Origin of the sequence: Haloferax litoreum (assembly GCF_009674605.1) — an archaeon.
Lineage (GTDB): Archaea > Halobacteriota > Halobacteria > Halobacteriales > Haloferacaceae > Haloferax > Haloferax litoreum.
Map to the genome: position 1 here is coordinate 1,956,738 of NZ_WKJO01000001.1, position 18,024 is coordinate 1,974,761.

An 18,024-nucleotide genomic window follows, 5' to 3' on the forward strand; every position below is an offset into this window, starting at 1 on the left:
TGTGTCCAGTACTTACTGTGTCATCGATTCCTGACTGGCGGCACAGTTGTTCGGGCCGAGTTCGAGTTGGAACGCCACGTAGTTGGGAGTTTCAATCTGCCCGAGGTTGGTCTGGATAATCTGTTCGTGGTTCGACGGGCGCGGCGGCACGTCGGCGGTGATGTACTCGACGAACTCGTCTTCGGGCATCGAGAGTGCGTCCATCTTCGACTGCAGGTCGCCGAGCGTCGCGGTGTACGAACCGTCGTCGGCAGGGTCGGCGCTGTCACTGTAGTGGGCGGGCGCGACGATAGTCTCGTCCGCCAACGTGAGGATGCGGTTCTGGAGCGAGTCGTAGAGGGTTGCGGCCATGTCGGACGCACCGTCATCACCGTCTTCGAGGTCCGGGCGGGCGACGCTCTCGGTGAAGAGGCCGTCACCGCTGAGGAGGACGGCGTCGTCGACGAGGAACGAGGTCATCCCGGAGGTGTGGCCGGGCGTGTGAACCACGTCGATGGTGCTGTCGCCGACCGAAATCACGTCTCCGTGGGCGACGGTTTCGTAGTCGACGTCGTAGTCGATGCCGCGGGCGACTGCGGGTTCGGGGACGACGACGTCCGCCTCTGTCCGAGTCGCGAACGCCCGAACACCGCTGATGTGGTCGGCGTGGACGTGCGTATCGACAGCCGCGGTAATCTCCGCGCCGTACTCGCGGGCGACTTCGATGTAGTCGTCGACGAAGGCGAGGAGGGGGTCGACGACGACTGCCTCGTCACCGGAGACGACCATGTAGGCGAGACAGCCACTCGACGGGCGACTGAACTGCAGAACCGTTGCACTCGCGTCCGTCTCCAGTTCCTGATGGACGTAGAGGTTCGCCCAGCCGTTCATCCCGTACTGGAGGTTCTTGGCGTCGATGCCGGCCTGCTGAAGCATCCGGACTGCCATCTGACTCGTCTGGCCAGAGGCACAGACTGCGACGACTTCGCCGTCGGACGCACCGTTGAGGAGTTCCGTGGGGTCAACCGCCTGCAACTGTGTTACCGGGACGTTCAGCGCTTCGACGCCGTCGCCGTCGATGTGCCACTCGTCGAAGTCGTGGGGGCCGCGAACGTCGACGATTGTGACGTCCGTTCCGTTGTCGATGGTCTCCTTCAGTTCCGCGGGGTTGATGCTGGGGATACCTGCCATGGTGTCTGGTGCGAGATGCGGGCCAGGTGCACATAAGAATTCCCATCATATTGTGGTGATAATGCAAGACAGCCAACGGGGTTGTTTTTCCGCGGGAACGTTCCCACATCGCTCGAGTGGGTGACAAATGAGGCACACCACCCAGTTACCTTTCAAACGTTCGAGGATAGGTGTTCACAAAATCCGAACTGAGCGATGTGGGATCCAGACGTGTCTTGCCCAGAGGGAGCACAGCAGTTCGTGTCGCTGTGGGCGAGTGTAGTCAGTTGGCCGGTGCCTCAGTCGCCGCCACATCAGGGTCGACAGCGAACAGGTAGCCGTAGGGGACGAGGAGCAAACTTCCGCCCCATCCGACCACGATACCGAGCGTCCCGAATGCTGCACCGAGGACGCCGAGTGCCGCCACGTCGACAGCGAAGACGACACCGCAGAGGACGACGCTCCCGACGGCGAGTGGTCCCCACGCACGCCTCCGGAGACACAACCCCGCGAACAGGCCGAATGCAGCGACCACACCGATGAATGGGACGAGTGCGTATCGCATCGCCACCGACCCGGTTCCCGAGAGCGTCGTCGCGACCCACATGACTGCGAGGGTTGCCGGAAGGACGGCGAGCGCACTCCGGGTATCTACCGGTCGAGGACCGTCGCGGGTTTGGAGCGCCGCCAAGAGTCCGACTCCGGAGACGACGTACGCCCAGCCAATTGGGTTGAACAGGAACCCACCGACGGTGGCGAAGAAGTTCCCGGCGACTGCGCCCTCACTCTCCGGGCGGACGAGGTGGTACGTCCCGTCACGAACGTACAACCCGCTGACGACGAACGAATCCTGAGCGGCCGAGCCGTCGTCTATCGCCTTCCGCACCTCGGGGCTCGCGTCCGCGGCGGGGTCGGCAGTCGCCTCGGCGACGGTCCGCCAGTCAGTCGGCGAGAGAGTGATTTCCGCGCCGATTGGCTCGTCCGAGACGTCGAGAGAGAACCGATAGTACCGACCCTCGTAGACCGCGAACCGAACGTCGTCGTGTACGTCGGAGAGGACGATGTGCGCCTCTGGCTCGACAGACCCGTCGAATCGACCGGTCTCGACGGCGGTCTGGAGTGGGTCTTCGAGTTCCGGTGTTCCTGCGACGTGGTCAGTCAGGTCGACGACGTCGGCATCGTTCGTCGCGACGAGTTCTGGCGGCGTCTCCGCCGTCACCTCGTCGGCGACGTAGGTCGTCTGGAGACCGGCGGCGAGGGAGAACGACTGCGTGAAAAAGACGCCGACGACGAGGAGTGAGACGACGGCGGCGAACCGCGTTGGAGGGGCCATAGGGCGGCGTTCAGTCTGCACCGAAAAATGTCGTTCGGTCGACCGGTGTGCGCGCGTCAGTCCGCGGTCACGAGGTTGGGAACCAGAAAGTCGGCGACTGCGTCGGCGACTTTCTCCGTCTGTCCGACGAAGAAGTGGTCAGCAGCGAATTCGACCGTCGACTGGTGATACTCCTGTGCGCAGTCGACGACGGGTCGCCAGTCGGCGATGTCGTCGCGCGTGCCGTAGACGACCTGTACGGGGACGGGAATCTGGTCGAACACCTCGGTCACGTCGAGGTCTGCAGCGAGTCGCCCTGCGGGGCCGAGCGCAGAGACGGCTTCGATATCGGCACCATCGGCGGCGGCGAGCAGTGCCATCGCGCCACCGAAACTGAACCCAAAGAGCCCGACGCGGTCGTAGCGTTCGTTCGCCCACTCGACCGCTCTGCGGGTGTCGGCACGTTCACCGTATCCGTCGTCCCACTCGCCGTAATCGAACCGGAGACAGTCGATACCTCGGGCACGGACTGCGTCGCTCACTGCTTCGAGGCGAGCGTCGCCGCGATGACCGCCGTGTTGTGGATGTGGTGGACACGCGACGACGACGGCGTCGGAACGGGTTCCATCGGTGGCGGCCGTGTCGAGCGTCGCCCGTACGTCTCGCCCGCCGGGAACGAGAATCGTCTCAGCCATATCGACCTCTTACACTGGTGAGGTTTTAAGCCGAACGTCGCGTAGTTATTGGGTATGGGAATTCTCTCTCGCACGTCGTACGTCATCCGGTCGAAGATAAACGCCCTCCTCAACCGTGCGGAGGACCCAACGGAGACGCTCGACTATTCCTACGAGAAGATGCGCGACGAACTCCAGCAGGTCAAGCAGGGTATCGCAGACCTCACGACCCAAAAGAAGCGACTGGAGATTCAGAAGCGACGACTCGAAGAGAACGTCGAGAAGCACAACGACCAGGCGCGACAAGCAGTCCAGCAGGACCGTGAAGACCTGGCGCGCAAGGCCTTAGAGAAGAAGCAGGCCAAGATGAACCAAATCGAGGAACTCGACGGACAGATTGCGCGCCTCCAAGAGACGCAAGACACCCTCGTCCAGAAGAAAGACGAACTCCAGAGCCGTATCGAGGAGTTCCGCACGAAGAAGGAGACGATGAAGGCGCGGTACGAGGCCGCAGAAGCGTCGAGTCGCGTCTCCGAGGCCATGTCCGGCGTCGGCGACGAGATGGCGGACGTGGGGCGCGCCCTCGAACGCGCCGAGGAGCGAACCGACGAGATGGAAGCGCGCTCGGCCGCCATGGACGAACTCATGGAGTCCGGCGCTCTCGACGACGTTCTCTCCGACAAGGACTCTATCGAGCGCGAACTCGAAGCGGGTCGGACGAACGCGGAAGTCGACGCCGAACTGGAGACGCTGAAAGCCGAGATGGGCAAGTCGTCCGAACCGGCAGAAGCGGAAGCGCCCGAGACGGAGGCGGACGTCGACGTGGAAGAAGAAGTCGTCGACGAGGAAGTCGAGGCCGAACTGGAAGAACTGAAGAACGAAGAAGAGTCGTCGTGAAGACACCCTCCCGCACGCTCGGGAGTCGGTCGGTGCCACGCTGACACCGTTCGAGCGAGCGACACCACCGATTTTCGCGGACTACTACACCATGTCGAACGAGGGCGGGTCGTCTGGCGAACCCAGCGATAGGATGCGGGAGCGAGGGTCGACGAGTCGTGCGAAACTCTCTGTCTACCTCCGTGCCGACCGCTGGGTCGTCGCCGCCGTTCCGCTTGCAGTCATCTTCGTCAGCATCGTCGTTCTCGGAACACTCGACTCGACGACCCTTCGGAGTGCCGTGGAAGCCTCCGACCCGATAGAGACGCTCGCACAGGGCCTCCTCACTGCTATCGTCACCGGTGTCACACTCGTCGTCACCATCAACCAACTCGTCTTGTCTCAGGAACTCGGTCCACTGGGCGACCAGCGCGAACGGATGGAGGGGTCGATGGCCTTCCGCGACGACGTCGCCGACCTACTCGACGCGCCTGTTGCGCCACCCGAACCCTCCGCGTTCATGCGCTCGCTGGCTGAGAGTATCGCTGCGCGGGCACGAGCAGTCGGTGAGTCTGTTCCCGACGACGACACCGACGACGTGACGACGCGCGTCCGCGAGTTCGCCTCCGAAGTCGCAGAAAACGCCGACGAGGTGGCTACTCGTCTCGATGGCCGACAGTTCGGGTCTTTCGAGGTGCTCTCGGCGGCGCTGGACCTCAACTACTCGTGGAAGATATATCAGGCGACGAGACTTCGCGAGTCTCACGACGGCCTCTCGTCGGAGACGAAGGCGGCACTCGACGACCTGTGCGAGGCCCTCGAACTGTTCGGCCCCGCGCGCGAACACGTCAAAACGCTCTACTTCCGGTGGGAACTCGTCGACCTCTCGCGGGCGATGTTCTACACCGCAGTTCCTGCACTCGTCGCGAGTATCGGCGCGATTCTGTTCCTCGACACCCCCGGAAGCGCTCCCGGTACGACACTCGGCGTGTCGAACCTCTTGCTCGTCGTCGCCTCCGTCACCACCGTCTCACTCGCGCCCTTCGCAGTGCTCGCGGCGTACGTTCTCCGTATCGCCACGGTTGCCAAACGGACCCTCTCTATCGGTCCGTTCGTCCTGCGGTCAGAGACGAGAGCGGAGAACATCGACTGGGAGTCCTGACACACCCCGTGTGTCGGGCCTCGAACTCAGCGGAGGTGCGCGCCGGTCCCCGTTCGGTCGAGGTCGGCGAGGTCGATTGCGCCCTGCGGCATCGGAACGCCCTCGTAGGGGTCGTCAGCGAGTAAGAGCGACCCGTCGAGGTCCACGTAATCGAGGAGCGGTGCGAGGTGGCACCCGGCGGCGATTGCGGCGTTCGTCTCTATCATGCACCCGAGCATGACTTCGAGGCCGTGCGCGCGGGCGGTATGAATCGCGCGCTTCGCCTCGACGAGACTCCCACACTTCATCAGTTTCAGGTTCGCGATATCAACCCGGTCGGCTATCTTGGGGATGTCGTCGGCCGTGACACAGGACTCGTCGGCGGCGATGGGAAGCGCCGCGTGGTCGTAGACGAACTTGAGACCCTCGTAGTCCTCGGCGGGAACGGGTTGTTCGACGAACTCGACGCCGTAGTCTGCGAGGAATTCGCTCATCTCGACGGCCTCACGCGGCGTCCACGCCTCGTTCGCGTCGACGCGAATCGTCACGCCGGGCGCTTCGTCGCGGACGGCCTCGATGATAGCCTTGTCGCGGTCGGTGCCGACCTTCACCTTGAGGATGTCGTACCCGGCCTCGTAGGCGTCTGCGGTCTTTTCGCGTATCGTCTCGATATCGTCGAGACCGATAGTGAACGAGGAGGCGGGTGCGTTCTCGGGGTCGAGACCCCAGAGTTTGTAGAGGGGGACGCCGAGTCGCTTCGCCGCGAGGTCGTGGAGCGCGATGCTCACGGCGGTTCGCGCCGCCGGGTTGCGGCGAATGCGCTGTTCCATCCGGCGTTCTATCTCGTCGATGGCGTGCGGTTTCCCGACGGTTTCGACGACTTCGAGGAGGTCCGGGAGAACCGCTTCGACGGTATCCGCAGTCTCGCCGTAGTGAGACGACGGCGCGGCGGCACCGACGCCCGCCATCCCGCCCGAGTCTTCGATTCGGACGATGACGTTCTCGGCTTCCGTCTGCGTCCCGCGGGAGATACCGAATGGGTCGGCGAGCGACATCGAGATGCGTTCGAACTCCGTCGTGAGCATTCAGAACACCTCGTCGATGAGGTCCGTCGCGTCCTGTCGGACTGGGTCGACGGCGGGGACGCCGAGTTCGTCGGCGTACGCGTCGACTGCGGCGGCGGCCTCGTCGTCGTCGTCGACGTTCGACGTGTTGAGCGCACCGGCGACGATGTCCGCTTCGTGGACGGGCGCGGCGAGGTTCTCGTAGAGCGAGACGTACTCCGAGAGGTCGGGGAGGGCGAACGACTCGTAGCCGTGGATTGCATCGCGGGTGGACTCGTGACAGAGAATCAGTTTGTCCGCCATCGCGCCGTGGAGGATGCCGCAGGTGACCGCGGAGTAGGCGGGGTGAACGATGCTCCCTTGCCCTTCGACGAAGAGGACGTCGTACTCGTCGCCTTTCTCCAGAATCATCTCTTCGACGGACCCCGCGGTGAAGTCGCTCACGACGCGGTCGACGGGGTTGCCCCACCCGGCAATCATGATGCCGGTCTGGCCAGTCGGGATGAATCCGGCGTCGATACCCTGTTCGCGCGCGGCCTCGACGAGTTCGAGCGTCGCGGTCATCTTCCCGACAGAGCAGTCCGTGCCGACGGTGAGGACGACTTCCGCGTCTACGTCTGCGGCCGTTCCGTTGGCGACGCCGATGTCGTCGTGCGGTTTGCGAACATCGTTGATTTCGCACCCGTGTTCGTCGGCGAGGGCGGCGAACTCCTCGTCGTCGTTGAGGAAGTAGTGGAGGCCGGCGATGACGTCACACCCGCGTTCGAGGGCCGTGCGAACGTCTTCGCGCCACGTCTCGTCGAACCCGCCGCCGATGGGGGCGATGCCGACGAGGAGGGCGTCCGCCTCGGGCGCGTCGGCCATCGAGGAGACGATTGGCACGTCGGGGAGGTCACGACGGTGGTCCGCCGTCGAAGTGCCGGGTTTGTCGCGGTCGAGAACGGCCACCACGTCGTAGTCGGCGTACTTGAGGACGCCCGTGGCGGTCTTCGCGCGGTCGGGGAACTTCTCGTGTGCGAGGACGACGACTCGTTGTGGGTCGCTCATACTGGGTGTGACTACGTGCCACCCTAAAAGGTCGGGCGATTCGGCAGCGTCTGTCAGTGAATCGTCACCGATGATTCGAGTCGTACGTGAGTCACCTTCGGGGGTGTGATGTAACGAGTTAGCGCGTGGACAGGCGACTCAGATTCGGTACAGACGCGTCGTCCAGAACTCCCGCGAGGCTTCTTCGAGGGCCGTCTCCGGGTCGCCGCTGGCGTCGACCGTCGCGGTCAGCGACGCCCTGTCGCGGAACTCGCCGAGGATAGTTCGTTCGCCGAGGACGACGAGGTCAGACTCGTCTGTGAGGTGGTCGTCGAGCGCTTCGTGGCACGAGTCGAGGTGGTCGTCTATCTGCCCCTCGCGGATACGCTCGAAGCGTGCCTGCGAGAATCCACCCTTGGAGTGTGCCGACTTCACGTCGCTCTCGAAACCCGTCTCGTAGACGAGTTCGCCGTCGTCGTAGTGGCCGAGGGCGAACAGGTTGGAGCGGACGAGTGCGACGACAGTCTCGGAGGTGGGGAAGAACCAGTCGGGTTCGAGGACGAACCCGTCACCCCACGCGTCGAACTGGTCGGAGAGGCGCGGCGGTGAGAGGGCGACGCTCACGAGTCCGGCGTCGTCGGTGAGAGCGAGACAGGGTGCGGCCCGACGGACGAGAGAGACCCGGTCGCCGAACGCCGATTCGACGGCGGCGGGGACGGACTGTTCGTCGGCGACGACGGCGGTCAGCGCACCTTCTGGAGCAGTCGATACCGACCCTAAGCGGCGGACAACCTCACGGAGACGGTCGCCACCGAGGTCTTCGGTCCCGCGGAAGTCGAGTGAGTCGTCGTCGCCAGAGAGGCGTTCGACCCGGTCTTCGAGTTCGGTGATACGGTCTTCGAGGCGGTTGACCTCCGCCTCTGCGTCCTGTCGCGCCCGGACAGCGTCTTTCCGCCGGTCCGACTCGCCTTCGAGCCGCCCCGCTAACGCGTCGCGTTCGTCTTCCAACTCCGCGATGCGTTCTTTGAGTTCGGCCCGACCCAACAACTCGTCCAACATACGCGGAAGCGTGCGGGCCGACCACTTGAGAGTTCGGACGTTCGATGACTGTCCGTGCCACCGAACGACCGTTTACTCCCTCAGTCGTCACCCGACGCGGGTGCCAGTTCGGCCGCGCGCATGTACTCGTCGAGTTTGGCCGCCATGGTCTCGGCGAAGGCCTCGTCGTTGATGTCCGCCTCGGACTCTATCAGTTCGACGTGGTCGTCGAGTGTCGTCCTGAGCGCCTCGAATAACGCGTGGTCGGCCTCGGGGTCGTAGAAGTCCTCCCCTTCGACGTCGAGTAGTGAGACCCCGCCGAGCGGAAGGGCGAGGGCGGTCGGACCCGTCGCAGCGTTGAGTTTCTCGCCGATGATTCGACCGAGTTCGGCGCATTCGTCGGCGGTGGTCCGCATGAGTGTCACTTGCGGATTGTGGACGTGCAGGTGTCGGTCGCGGAACGTCTCTGGCACGTCGTCTTTCGCACCGAAGTTGACCATGTCCAGCGCACCAGTCGAGACGACTTGTGGCGTTCCGGTCTCGGCGGCAGCGTCCAGTCGCTCGGGGCCGGCACTGAGGACACCGCCGACGAGTTCGTCTGCCCACTCGGTCGTCGTCACGTCGAGGACGCCGTCGATGACGCCCTCTTTGATGAGATTCTCCATCGCCTGTCCCCCCGTTCCAGTCGCGTGGAAGACGATGGTCTCGTATCCCCGTTCTTCGAGATACGCGCGGGCGGTCTTGACACAGGGCGTCGTGACGCCGAACATCGTGATACCGATGGTCGGCCGGTCTTCGACGTCGACGCCGGGGTCGTTCGTCACCATCCCGACCATCGCGAGGGCGGCGTTCGAGATGACGAGTCGTGAGAGTTGGTTGAGTCCCTCGATGTCCGCCACCGAGTACAGCATCATGATGTCGCGCGATTCGACGTACGGCCGGACGTCCCCGGAGGCCATCGTCGATACCATCAACTTCGGGACGCCGTAAGGGAGTGCTCGCATCGCTGCCGTGGCAATCGACGTGTTCCCGGACCCGCCGAGTCCGAGGACGCCGTCGAGCGACCCCTCTTCGTGGAGTCGACTGACGATGGACGCCGCTCCGTCTCCCATCACCTCCATTGCTTCGCCTCGGTCTCCCTGTTCACGGAGTTCCGAGAGGGTCGACCCGCCTGCTTCGGCAACCGCCGCCGCAGTCGTGTCGGGTTCGATGTCAGGGTCTTCCATCACGCCCGTGTCGACGAGGTGCACGTCGACTCCCTTCGCGTTGAGGACGTCACGGGCGAACCCGATTTCCGCACCTTTCGTGTCGAGTGTACCGATGATGATGACGCTCATGTTCGTGAAAGTGGGTGCGCGCGAACGACGCGCTCAGAAATCTATCTCCTTGAATTCGCGGGCCTGGTCCTGAATCGCCTTCTCGGTCGGAAGCCGTTCGATGCTCGACGCACCGAAGAAGCCCACGACGTCTGTGGTGTTGTTCAGGATGTACTCGGCGTCGTCGGGCCACGCGATTGGGCCGCCGTGGCAGATGACGAGTACGTCTTCGTCGACGTCTTTCGCGGCATCACAGTGCGATTGAACGCGCTTTGCGGCGGCTTCGAGGTCCAGTGACGTCTCGGCACCGATGTCACCCGACGTCGTCAGCCCCATGTGTGAGACGACGACGTCTGCACCCGCTTCGGCCATGTCGCGGGCCTGTTGTTCTGTGAAGACGTACGGGCAGGTGAGCATGTCCTGTTCGGCCGCCTCGCGAATCATCTCGACTTCCTTGTCGTAGCCCATCCCCGTCTCTTCGAGGTTCTGCCGGAAGCCGCTGTCTTCGTCGATGAGTCCGACAGTGGGGAAGTTCTGGACACCCGAGAACCCCTGTCGTTTGAGGTCCGCGATGAACACGTCCATCTGGCGGAACGGGTCGGTCCCGTTGACGCCCGCGAGAACGGGTGTGTCTTCGACGACTGGGAGCACTTCGTGACCCATCTCCTGTACGATTTCGTTCGCATCACCGTACGGAAGCAACCCGGCAAGTGACCCACGGCCACCCATCCGATACCGGCCGGAGTTGTAGATGATGAGCAAGTCGACGCCGCCGCGTTCGGCGAACTTCGCCGAGATTCCCGTCCCTGCACCCGCGCCGACGACTGGTTCGCCCTCCGAAACCGTCTCACGAAGTCGTGAGAGTGACTCCTCGCGTGTGAATTGCATGTGTAGGACCACAAACAACAAGATTAATTATTAAATTTTGGGTCTAGATATCGAAATCGGCGTCGAGGGGGCGTGAGATAACCGAATATCGCGTGTCCGAAATTACTATCATTCTGCTATCCGATTTGCATGTGAGAGGATGGCTACCAAGAACTACGTCGAACCAGACATGGTCGACACACAGCAGTTCGATTGGGGGACGCTCAAGTGGATGTGCACGCCGGACGTGACTGGTGCGGACCGGCTCAGTGCCGGTGTCGTGCAACTCGAACCCGGGAAGGGTCACGAGTTACACACTCACCCCGACAGCGAGGAGATACTGTACGTCGTTCACGGCCGTGGAGAACAGGAAGTCGAGGGCGACACCCGGGAGATTACACCCGGTGAGATGGTGTACATCCCGGCCGGCGTCGAACACGGGACGGTGAATACGGGATGGGAGACGCTGACACTACTGGCAGTGTACGCCCCGCCCGGGCCGGAAGACGTCCTCGCGGAGCTCCCCGAGTGTACGATTATCCCTGCCGGAGAGATACCAGAACGGGACTGAATCTCGCCAAGAGCGTATCACGCGCCGCGGAGTATCACGTCTTGCGTCGTGACGGGTCGAACTCGTCGATGTCGTACCCAGCGTACCGAAGGAGTTCCGCGGCGCGAGTGGCGTCAGCGAGGAACACCGGTCTGTCGTCGGGAAGCGCGTCCGGGTCCACTGCGTCGCGCGGGAGTGCAAGTGTCCCTGCGGGCACGCCGTCGTCGCCAACGACGGGGAAGTGCGCGCTGTCGAGTTTCATCACGAGTGGGTAGTCGATTCGCTCGATACCCTCTCCGCTCGCGTAGACGTGCTCGTTCAGTCGCTCGTGCTCGGTGCGTTGGATGGCCGCCTCGGTACCGTCGTACGGTTCGACGTACAACCGGCCGAGGTAGTACCCGCTGGAGAATCGTTCGAACATCGCTACACGTTATCATAACTCACGGTTGACGATAAGCGTTGTCGGGACTCTTTATATCGGACCGCAATTCGACCGCTCAAAATGACGGGCGACGGGGCGGTAGCGGGGTCACAACGGGTCGTTCGTCGGTTCGACTCAGTCGTCGCCGCGCGTCGCCGCCGTCATCGACCAGACTGCGGCGGCACCGAGAAGCACTGCCGGAATCATCGGCAGCGCCAGCATCGCGGCGATGTACGGGAGGCCCGCCATCGCCGGCAGCGACGGAACGAGGTACACCGCTCCGGGGACGACGAGGAAACAGAGCGCGACGACACCGACGAGGGCCCAGCCTCGAGTACCGAACCCTTTCGGTTCGGGTTCGTCTGCCCCGATGTCTGATTCGCCCGGTCGGTGAACGTACGTATCCTCCCGAGACGTGGTGTCAGAGCTCACTATCTGGGATAACGACCACCTTGCCAAAGCCCTGTCGCTCCTCGATGAGTTCGTGTGCGCGTTCGATTTCGCTCATCGGGAGCGTCTCGCGGATTCGGGGCTCGAACGTCCCGTCCCAGACGAGTTCGAGGACTTCGTCTGCCTCACCGGGCGTCGCCATCGTCGACCCGATGACCGACAGTTGGTTCCAGAAGATGAAGTTGAGGCCAGCGCCCGGGTCTGGTCCCGTCGTCGCGCCACAGGTGACGACGCGCCCGCCCTTCGTGAGACTCCGGAGCGACTGTTTGTACGTCGCCTCGCCGATGTGGTCGACGACCATGTCGACGCCACGGCCGTCGGTCATCTCGTAAATCTTCTTCGAGAAGTCCTCTTCCTCGTAGTTGATGACGTGGTCGGCACCGCAGTCTTTTGCGTACTCGAGTTTCTCGTCGGTAGAGGCAGTGGCGTACACTTCTGCACCGGCGTAGTCGGCGATTTGGACGGCCGCGTGACCGACGCCACCGGACGCACCGAGCACGAGCACCTTCTCACCGGGGCGAAGTTCGCCGCGGTCGATGAGCATGCGCCACGCCGTCTGGAAGACGAGCGACGCAGACCCGGCGACTTCCCACGGGACGTCCTCGGGAACGGGGACGAGGTTCTCCTCGGGGATGGCCGCGAATTCGGCGTGGACACCGCGCTGGTGCTCACCGATGATGCGGAAGTCGGGTGCGAGCGTCGGGTCACCCTTGCGAGAGAACTCGTCGTCACCGTCTGCGACACCAGCGATGAGTGCGACGTGGTCGCCCGCTTCGAATCGAGTGACACGCTCGCCGACGTCGGTGACGACACCGGCCATGTCACTGCCGGGGATGTGCGGCATCTCTAGCTCGACGCCGGGAAGTCCTCGCCGCGTCCAGATGTCGAGGTGGTTGAGCGATGCTGCCTTCACGTCCACGAGTACCTCTTCGGGGCCGACTTCCGGGTCGGGGAAGTCACCGTATTCGAGAACGTCTCGGTCTCCATGTTCGCTAAATTGGACCGCTTTCATTCCGTTCGGACCCATGGAAGCGAATGATAAAAACATAGGTTTACGCCAATCGTCTTGCCACATGTACGACACACGTCGAAATAGACAAGTACAAACGTTCACACGTAACATAGTAAACCCAGACAGGGTTCTACACGAGACGACACGAACCGAAGATACACGTTCAAGACATGATTTGGCTCTTCACACGGCAGAACCGGCACACTGGTGAACGAATCACCAGTCGCGGTGGGGAGTTATCGTCAGATAGCCACCATCGATGACGCAGCACCCAACAGACCACGGTGAGGCGTTACTCAGTCTCCTCGTTCGCCGGTCGAGCTTCTTGGAGGCACTCGCCGAACGCCCTCGCGACAAGCGGACGCTGGCCGAGGACCTCGAGACGTCTCGGTCGACGGTCGACCGAGTCCTCCGGGACCTGATGGACGCCGGGTTCGTGCGTCACACGGAAGGCGTCTACGAACTGACTCTCCTCGGCCGGTGTTTGCTCGAAGCGTTCGGGCGGTACGAACGAACTATCGACGGGGTGTCGAGTGCACAGGAACTCCTCGAAATGCTCCCACCGGATGCACCAATCGACCCGGTGTTCTTCGCCGGGGCGCGGGTTCACACGCCAAGTCCGGAGATTCCAGATAGCGTCATTCAGCAACTGTTCGCGAGTGTCAAGGACTCGTCGACGTTCTATGGCATCGCCCCGGTAGCACTCGTCGGGCAACTTCGGGCGTTCACTGAAGCGGCGAACGACGGTGGGACGACCGTCGAGATGCTCATCGCCGACGAACTCTTCTGGAAACTCGTCGACGGTCCCGACTCACGCGAGGTCATCGTCGACCAGGTCGAGAGAGAGTCGGCGAACATCTACCGCGGGGAGGTCCCATTCAACTTTGGTCTGTGGGTCGTCGACGACGAGGCAGGCATCGCCGTCTACACCGATTCCGGAATCGGTGGACTCGCCCTCAACGAGACAGACGAAGCAATCTCGTGGGCGAGAGACCTCTTCGAATCGCTCCGGAAGGACGCAGAACTCGTCACGGTCTCGTCTATCGACGAGCAGTCACCCGGCGAAACGGAGTGACTGCCGGCGCGGGAACTTACTTTATCGTCCGCAGACCAAGCACTCGACGTGAGCGACCACGACCACAGTCACGGCCACGGCCACGAGGGAAGCGACGACGGTCATCACCACAACCACGACCACCACGAACACGACGTCGAGGAGATTCGATTCGCAGTCATCACCGTGTCGTCGACACGCAGCGTCGAATCGGACCCTGCTGGCGACGCCATCGAGGAGATACTTCACGACGCCGGCCACTCGCTGGCGGTCCGCCGCGTCGTCGACGACGACTACGACGAGATACAGACCGCAGTCGCCCGGATGGCAGACCGAGGCGACGTAGACGCGACCATCACGACGGGTGGGACGGGTGTCACGCCCGACGACCAGACGGTCGAAGCAGTCGAGAAGCTCTTCGAGAAGACGCTTCCGGGATTCGGCGAGTTGTTCCGCCGACTCTCGTACGACGAGATTGGAACACGGGTCGTCGGGACACGGGCGACGGCAGGCATCGTGGACGGACAGCCGGCGTTTTGCCTCCCGGGAAGCGAGAATGCCGCCCGACTCGGCACGAGTGAGATAATCGTCGCCGAAGCGCCGCACTTGACCGGTCTGGCGCGGCGCGATTCCGAATAGCAATCGGGTCGAGTTCTGCGTCGCCAGTCCCTCCCCGCTGAAGCCATGCCGAATGGGCCCCTCGGACGTGGCTTTCGGTGAGTGAGACGAACGTCGCCTGCGCCCACTGGAGGTTCGAATTCCACCGAACGGTGCCGTTCCCGTCGAACCGTTCGGGTACGAAACCGGCGGCCGTCGCCCGAACCTGTTCGCGTCTTCGACAATCCGACTGCAACGTCTGCCCAGTCGCGGCCTTTTAAGTTCGCGCACACGTTCCGGTCAGGTATGAGCCAGCAGTCCCCACGTGAGGAGGACGCAGACGACGTGTTCTCCAGCGGCAAGGACCCGAACCTCCGAAGTTCGGAAGTCACAGAAGGCCCCGACAAGGCCCCGCACAGAGCGATGTTCCGCGCGATGGGGTTCGACGACGACGACCTCTCGTCACCGATGGTCGGCGTCCCGAACCCCGCCGCAGACATCACGCCCTGTAACGTCCACCTCGACGACGTCGCCGACGCGGCAATCGAGGGCATCGAAGCGGCCGGTGGGATGCCTATCGAGTTCGGGACCGTCACTATCTCCGACGCCATCTCGATGGGGACCGAGGGCATGAAGGCCTCGCTCATCTCCCGCGAGGTCATCGCCGACTCCGTCGAACTCGTCTCGTTCGGCGAACGCATGGACGCACTCGTCACCGTCGCCGGGTGCGACAAGAACCTCCCCGGAATGATGATGGCCTCCATCCGGACCGACCTCCCGTCGGTCTTCCTCTACGGCGGGTCCATCATGCCCGGCCAGCACGAAGGCCGCGAAGTCACCGTCCAGAACGTCTTCGAGGGCGTCGGCACCTACGCCGAAGGCGAGATGAGCGCCGATGAACTCGACGACCTCGAACGCCACGCGTGTCCCGGTGCCGGGTCCTGCGGCGGGATGTTCACCGCGAACACGATGGCGTCCATCTCTGAGGCACTCGGCATGGCACCGCTCGGGTCTGCGTCGGCCCCCGCCGAGTCCAAAGAACGCTACGACGTTGCCCGTCGCGCCGGCGAGGCCGTCATCCAGTGCGTCGAGAACGACCTGCGACCCTCGGACGTGCTCTCGAAGAAGTCCTTCGAGAACGCCATCGCGCTGCAAGTCGCCATCGGCGGGTCGACCAACGCTGTTCTCCACCTGCTTGCACTCGCCGCCGAGGCCGGTGTCGACCTCGATATCGAAGAGTTCGACGAAATCTCGCGGCGCACGCCGAAGATTGCCAACCTCCAACCCGGTGGCACGCGCGTCATGAACGACCTCCACGAGGTCGGTGGTGTCCCAGTCGTCATTCGCCGTCTCCTCGACGCAGGTCTCTTCCACGGCGACGCGATGACCGTCACGGGCCGTACCATCGAAGAGGAACTCGACCACCTCGACCTGCCGGACGACGACGAGATAGACGAGGACTTCCTCTACACCGTCGACGAACCCTACCAGTCGGAGGGTGCAATCAAGATTCTCACCGGCAACCTCGCCCCCGACGGCGCGGTTCTGAAGGTGACCGGCGACGACAAGTTCCACCACACCGGCCCGGTCCGCGTCTTCGACAACGAAGAAGACGCCATGCGCTACGTGCAGGAAGGGCACATCGAGTCTGGCGACGTCATCGCCATCCGCAACGAGGGTCCGCGCGGCGGACCCGGGATGCGCGAGATGCTGGGCGTCACCGCCGCCGTCGTCGGGCAGGGCCACGAAGACGACGTGGCACTGCTCACTGACGGTCGATTCTCCGGTGCGACCCGCGGCCCGATGGTCGGACACGTCGCGCCCGAAGCGGTCGAAGGCGGCCCCATCGCACTCCTCGAAGACGGCGACGAGGTGACGGTGGACATTCCGAACCGCGAACTATCCGTGGACCTCACTGACGAGGAACTCGATGCACGGAAGGAAGACTGGGAGCCCAAACCGCCGGCGTACACTTCGGGCGTGCTGGCGAAGTACGCGCGTGACTTCGGGTCGGCGGCGAACGGTGCCGTGACGAACCCGGCACTCACGCGCGAGGACTGAACGAAACGCAGGTTTTAGCCGGGATTAGACGACGCGGTTCCGCAAGTCGTCGTCGCCTTCGTCTAACTTGCGTACGTTCTCGGCGATGATGTCGGCCAGACGCTCCCAGTACTTGGGCGTGTGACCCGCGTTGTGCGGCGTGATGAGGACGTTGTCGAAGTCCCAGAGGTCGTGGTCCGACGGGAGTGGTTCGGGGTCGGTCACGTCGAGTGCCGCGCCGCGAATGCCGTTGCTCCGAAGTTCGGAGACGAGTGCGTCGGTGTCGACGACGGGGCCGCGACCAACGTTGACGAGGACGGTGTCCGGTGCCATCGATTTGAACGCGTTCGCGTCGACGAGGCCACGGGTCGTCTCGGTCAACGGGCACGCGATGACGACGTAGTCGGAGCGAGCGAAGGCGTCGTGGAGGCCCTGTTCGTCGGCGAGTCCGACGACTTCGTCGGTTGGACCGCCCTTCTCCGGCGAGTACCGGACGCCGATGGTCTCGACGCCGAAGGGTTCGAGTCGGTCGACGGTGGCCAGTCCGAGGGCACCGAGTCCGACGACGGTGACCGTCGAGTCCTTCAGTTCGTGCGTCGGATACGACTGCCAGACGTTGTCCTGCTTCTGGCGTTCGGCGACGTCGAAGCGGCGGGTGAAGTAGAGGATGCTCCCCAGAACTTGCTCGGCGATGTTCGGGCCGTGGACGCCCGAGGCGTTGGTCACGGCAACGTCGTGTGCTTCCAGCGCCCCGATAGGGAGGTGACCGGTGCCGGCGAAGACGCAGGCGAACAGGTCGAGGTTCTCGGCCGATTCGAGAGCAGACTCGTCGACAGTGAATCCGGTGGCGACGCGGGCGCGAGAGAGTAAGTCGCGTTCTTCCGCGGGCGTCCGAGCGAGTGCAACCTCGTGGTCGGGGAGGCGGTCACGAAGCGTCTCTGCGAACTCCTCGGCAGAGAGTCCGTGAATCTTCTGCCGGAGGACGGCGACATCTGGGTCGGACATGGTCGGACTTGCCCGAAGACAGTGATGAATCTGTCCGATTCGGTCGGCGCCCCGTTATTCGAGTGGTCCTCGTCGCTGTCGCTGTTTCGAAATCGTCCGAGTGACTGCGACGGCGTCGACAGTCGGGTCGACGACGAACCGAGACCCATCTTCGCCGAGTCTCCACGCGACGGGGGCGTAGCCCTGCGGTGCGGGTCCGCCATCGACGAAGACGAGGTCTCCAGTTTCGTCGCGGAACACCACGGGCGCTCTGTTCTCGCCCGACTGGTCAGCGGTCATTGACCCGGAAATCGGCCGGACTGTCTCATAAACCTCCGCACCCAGTTATCAGAGTCGGTAGTCAGGCGACTGAAGCGACGCCTCCCCTGCGTGAACGTCTATCTCCATTGATACGCACACTGAACCCGAGGGTCGTATCGGTTCAGGGGGTTT

19 protein-coding genes are annotated in these 18,024 nt (G+C 63.5%); 6 read left to right on the top strand and 13 right to left on the bottom strand.

Annotation, left to right across the window (positions count from 1 at the left end; translation table 11 throughout):
• Positions 1 to 12: 12 nt before the first annotated feature.
• The 3 genes from GJR96_RS10050 to GJR96_RS10060 form a co-directional block, all read right to left on the bottom strand.
• Entirely contained in the window at positions 13 to 1,170 is a 1,158-nt protein-coding gene (locus tag GJR96_RS10050; RefSeq protein WP_151162809.1) for an MBL fold metallo-hydrolase, read from the bottom strand.
• A gap of 262 nt (positions 1,171 to 1,432) precedes the next feature.
• On the bottom strand, positions 1,433 to 2,482 hold the full coding sequence (locus tag GJR96_RS10055) for a hypothetical protein (protein ID WP_151162810.1): 1,050 nt from the start codon (positions 2,480 to 2,482) through the stop codon (positions 1,433 to 1,435).
• Between the two features lie 56 nt (positions 2,483 to 2,538).
• Positions 2,539 to 3,156 carry a dienelactone hydrolase family protein gene (locus GJR96_RS10060; protein ID WP_151162811.1) on the bottom strand — a complete coding sequence of 206 codons (618 nt, stop codon included), beginning with the start codon at positions 3,154 to 3,156 and terminating at the stop codon, positions 2,539 to 2,541.
• Positions 3,157 to 3,210: 54 nt separating this feature from the next.
• On the opposite strand from GJR96_RS10060, the gene GJR96_RS10065 reads away from it, so the two are divergent.
• Entirely contained in the window at positions 3,211 to 4,032 is an 822-nt protein-coding gene (locus tag GJR96_RS10065) for a PspA/IM30 family protein (RefSeq protein ID WP_151162812.1), read from the top strand.
• 91 nt (positions 4,033 to 4,123) lie between these two features.
• Positions 4,124 to 5,173, top strand: coding sequence for a hypothetical protein (locus tag GJR96_RS10070; protein WP_151162813.1), 1,050 nt, complete (start codon positions 4,124 to 4,126; stop codon positions 5,171 to 5,173).
• Positions 5,174 to 5,199: 26 nt separating this feature from the next.
• Here the strand turns inward: GJR96_RS10070 and GJR96_RS10075 are convergent, their stop codons facing one another.
• The 5 genes from GJR96_RS10075 to GJR96_RS10095 all read right to left on the bottom strand — a co-directional run bounded on the left by GJR96_RS10075 (position 5,200) and on the right by GJR96_RS10095 (position 10,484).
• Entirely contained in the window at positions 5,200 to 6,237 is a 1,038-nt protein-coding gene (locus GJR96_RS10075; RefSeq protein ID WP_151162814.1) for a dipeptide epimerase, read from the bottom strand.
• Positions 6,238 to 7,263: a DUF1611 domain-containing protein gene (locus GJR96_RS10080; protein WP_151162815.1), complete on the bottom strand. Its 1,026-nt coding sequence runs from the start codon at positions 7,261 to 7,263 to the stop codon at positions 6,238 to 6,240.
• A 138-nt stretch (positions 7,264 to 7,401) separates the two neighbouring features.
• On the bottom strand, positions 7,402 to 8,301 hold the full coding sequence (locus tag GJR96_RS10085) for a Vms1/Ankzf1 family peptidyl-tRNA hydrolase (RefSeq protein WP_151162816.1): 900 nt from the start codon (positions 8,299 to 8,301) through the stop codon (positions 7,402 to 7,404).
• Between the two features lie 80 nt (positions 8,302 to 8,381).
• Positions 8,382 to 9,617 (bottom strand): Tm-1-like ATP-binding domain-containing protein, encoded by a 1,236-nt coding sequence (locus GJR96_RS10090; RefSeq protein WP_151162817.1) that lies wholly within the window; start codon positions 9,615 to 9,617, stop codon positions 8,382 to 8,384.
• A 33-nt stretch (positions 9,618 to 9,650) separates the two neighbouring features.
• Entirely contained in the window at positions 9,651 to 10,484 is an 834-nt protein-coding gene (locus GJR96_RS10095; protein ID WP_151162818.1) for a phosphoenolpyruvate hydrolase family protein, read from the bottom strand.
• Positions 10,485 to 10,623: 139 nt separating this feature from the next.
• Here GJR96_RS10095 and GJR96_RS10100 point away from each other — a divergent pair, with 139 nt between their 5' ends.
• A complete protein-coding gene (locus GJR96_RS10100) occupies positions 10,624 to 11,034 on the top strand; it encodes a cupin domain-containing protein (RefSeq protein WP_151162819.1) in 411 nt (136 codons plus the stop codon).
• A gap of 34 nt (positions 11,035 to 11,068) precedes the next feature.
• Here the strand turns inward: GJR96_RS10100 and GJR96_RS10105 are convergent, their stop codons facing one another.
• From GJR96_RS10105 to GJR96_RS10115, 3 genes are all read right to left on the bottom strand, one after another.
• The gene (locus GJR96_RS10105) at positions 11,069 to 11,434 is read right to left on the bottom strand and encodes a DUF5802 family protein (protein ID WP_151162820.1); all 366 of its coding nucleotides are present in this window, start codon (positions 11,432 to 11,434) and stop codon (positions 11,069 to 11,071) included.
• 135 nt (positions 11,435 to 11,569) lie between these two features.
• Positions 11,570 to 11,866 (bottom strand): hypothetical protein, encoded by a 297-nt coding sequence (locus GJR96_RS10110; RefSeq protein WP_151162821.1) that lies wholly within the window; start codon positions 11,864 to 11,866, stop codon positions 11,570 to 11,572.
• Positions 11,856 to 12,896, bottom strand: coding sequence for a zinc-binding dehydrogenase (locus tag GJR96_RS10115; RefSeq protein ID WP_151163997.1), 1,041 nt, complete (start codon positions 12,894 to 12,896; stop codon positions 11,856 to 11,858). Before GJR96_RS10115 ends, GJR96_RS10110 begins: the two co-directional genes overlap by 11 nt.
• A gap of 259 nt (positions 12,897 to 13,155) precedes the next feature.
• Between GJR96_RS10115 and GJR96_RS10120 the strand changes: the two genes are divergently transcribed.
• From GJR96_RS10120 to ilvD, 3 genes are all read left to right on the top strand, one after another.
• Positions 13,156 to 13,971, top strand: a complete 816-nt coding sequence (locus tag GJR96_RS10120; protein ID WP_151162822.1) for a helix-turn-helix transcriptional regulator — start codon at positions 13,156 to 13,158, stop codon at positions 13,969 to 13,971.
• Positions 13,972 to 14,019: 48 nt separating this feature from the next.
• Entirely contained in the window at positions 14,020 to 14,589 is a 570-nt protein-coding gene (locus tag GJR96_RS10125) for a MogA/MoaB family molybdenum cofactor biosynthesis protein (protein WP_151162823.1), read from the top strand.
• A 264-nt stretch (positions 14,590 to 14,853) separates the two neighbouring features.
• Positions 14,854 to 16,608, top strand: a complete 1,755-nt coding sequence (gene ilvD / locus GJR96_RS10130; RefSeq protein WP_151162824.1) for a dihydroxy-acid dehydratase — start codon at positions 14,854 to 14,856, stop codon at positions 16,606 to 16,608.
• A gap of 24 nt (positions 16,609 to 16,632) precedes the next feature.
• Here ilvD and GJR96_RS10135 read toward each other — a convergent pair whose 3' ends face one another.
• Positions 16,633 to 17,592, bottom strand: a complete 960-nt coding sequence (locus GJR96_RS10135; RefSeq protein ID WP_151162825.1) for a D-2-hydroxyacid dehydrogenase — start codon at positions 17,590 to 17,592, stop codon at positions 16,633 to 16,635.
• A 54-nt stretch (positions 17,593 to 17,646) separates the two neighbouring features.
• Positions 17,647 to 17,871, bottom strand: coding sequence for a hypothetical protein (locus GJR96_RS10140; protein ID WP_151162826.1), 225 nt, complete (start codon positions 17,869 to 17,871; stop codon positions 17,647 to 17,649).
• Between the last annotated feature and the right edge of the window lie 153 nt (positions 17,872 to 18,024).

Excerpts from the sequence above, each read along its gene's own strand:
- GJR96_RS10080 (WP_151162815.1), bottom strand. The coding sequence starts at position 7,263 with ATGAGCGACCCACAACGAGTCGTCGTCCTCGCACACGAGAAGTTCCCC.
- GJR96_RS10105 (WP_151162820.1), bottom strand. The coding sequence starts at position 11,434 with ATGTTCGAACGATTCTCCAGCGGGTACTACCTCGGCCGGTTGTACGTC.
- GJR96_RS10135 (WP_151162825.1), bottom strand. The coding sequence starts at position 17,592 with ATGTCCGACCCAGATGTCGCCGTCCTCCGGCAGAAGATTCACGGACTC.
- GJR96_RS10085 (WP_151162816.1), bottom strand. The coding sequence starts at position 8,301 with ATGTTGGACGAGTTGTTGGGTCGGGCCGAACTCAAAGAACGCATCGCG.
- GJR96_RS10075 (WP_151162814.1), bottom strand. The coding sequence starts at position 6,237 with ATGCTCACGACGGAGTTCGAACGCATCTCGATGTCGCTCGCCGACCCA.
- GJR96_RS10090 (WP_151162817.1), bottom strand. The coding sequence starts at position 9,617 with ATGAGCGTCATCATCATCGGTACACTCGACACGAAAGGTGCGGAAATC.
- GJR96_RS10100 (WP_151162819.1), top strand. The coding sequence starts at position 10,624 with ATGGCTACCAAGAACTACGTCGAACCAGACATGGTCGACACACAGCAG.
- GJR96_RS10070 (WP_151162813.1), top strand. The coding sequence starts at position 4,124 with ATGTCGAACGAGGGCGGGTCGTCTGGCGAACCCAGCGATAGGATGCGG.
- GJR96_RS10065 (WP_151162812.1), top strand. The coding sequence starts at position 3,211 with ATGGGAATTCTCTCTCGCACGTCGTACGTCATCCGGTCGAAGATAAAC.
- GJR96_RS10140 (WP_151162826.1), bottom strand. The coding sequence starts at position 17,871 with ATGACCGCTGACCAGTCGGGCGAGAACAGAGCGCCCGTGGTGTTCCGC.
- ilvD (WP_151162824.1), top strand. The coding sequence starts at position 14,854 with ATGAGCCAGCAGTCCCCACGTGAGGAGGACGCAGACGACGTGTTCTCC.
- GJR96_RS10115 (WP_151163997.1), bottom strand. The coding sequence starts at position 12,896 with ATGAAAGCGGTCCAATTTAGCGAACATGGAGACCGAGACGTTCTCGAA.
- GJR96_RS10120 (WP_151162822.1), top strand. The coding sequence starts at position 13,156 with ATGACGCAGCACCCAACAGACCACGGTGAGGCGTTACTCAGTCTCCTC.
- GJR96_RS10095 (WP_151162818.1), bottom strand. The coding sequence starts at position 10,484 with ATGCAATTCACACGCGAGGAGTCACTCTCACGACTTCGTGAGACGGTT.
- GJR96_RS10050 (WP_151162809.1), bottom strand. The coding sequence starts at position 1,170 with ATGGCAGGTATCCCCAGCATCAACCCCGCGGAACTGAAGGAGACCATC.
- GJR96_RS10055 (WP_151162810.1), bottom strand. The coding sequence starts at position 2,482 with ATGGCCCCTCCAACGCGGTTCGCCGCCGTCGTCTCACTCCTCGTCGTC.
- GJR96_RS10060 (WP_151162811.1), bottom strand. The coding sequence starts at position 3,156 with ATGGCTGAGACGATTCTCGTTCCCGGCGGGCGAGACGTACGGGCGACG.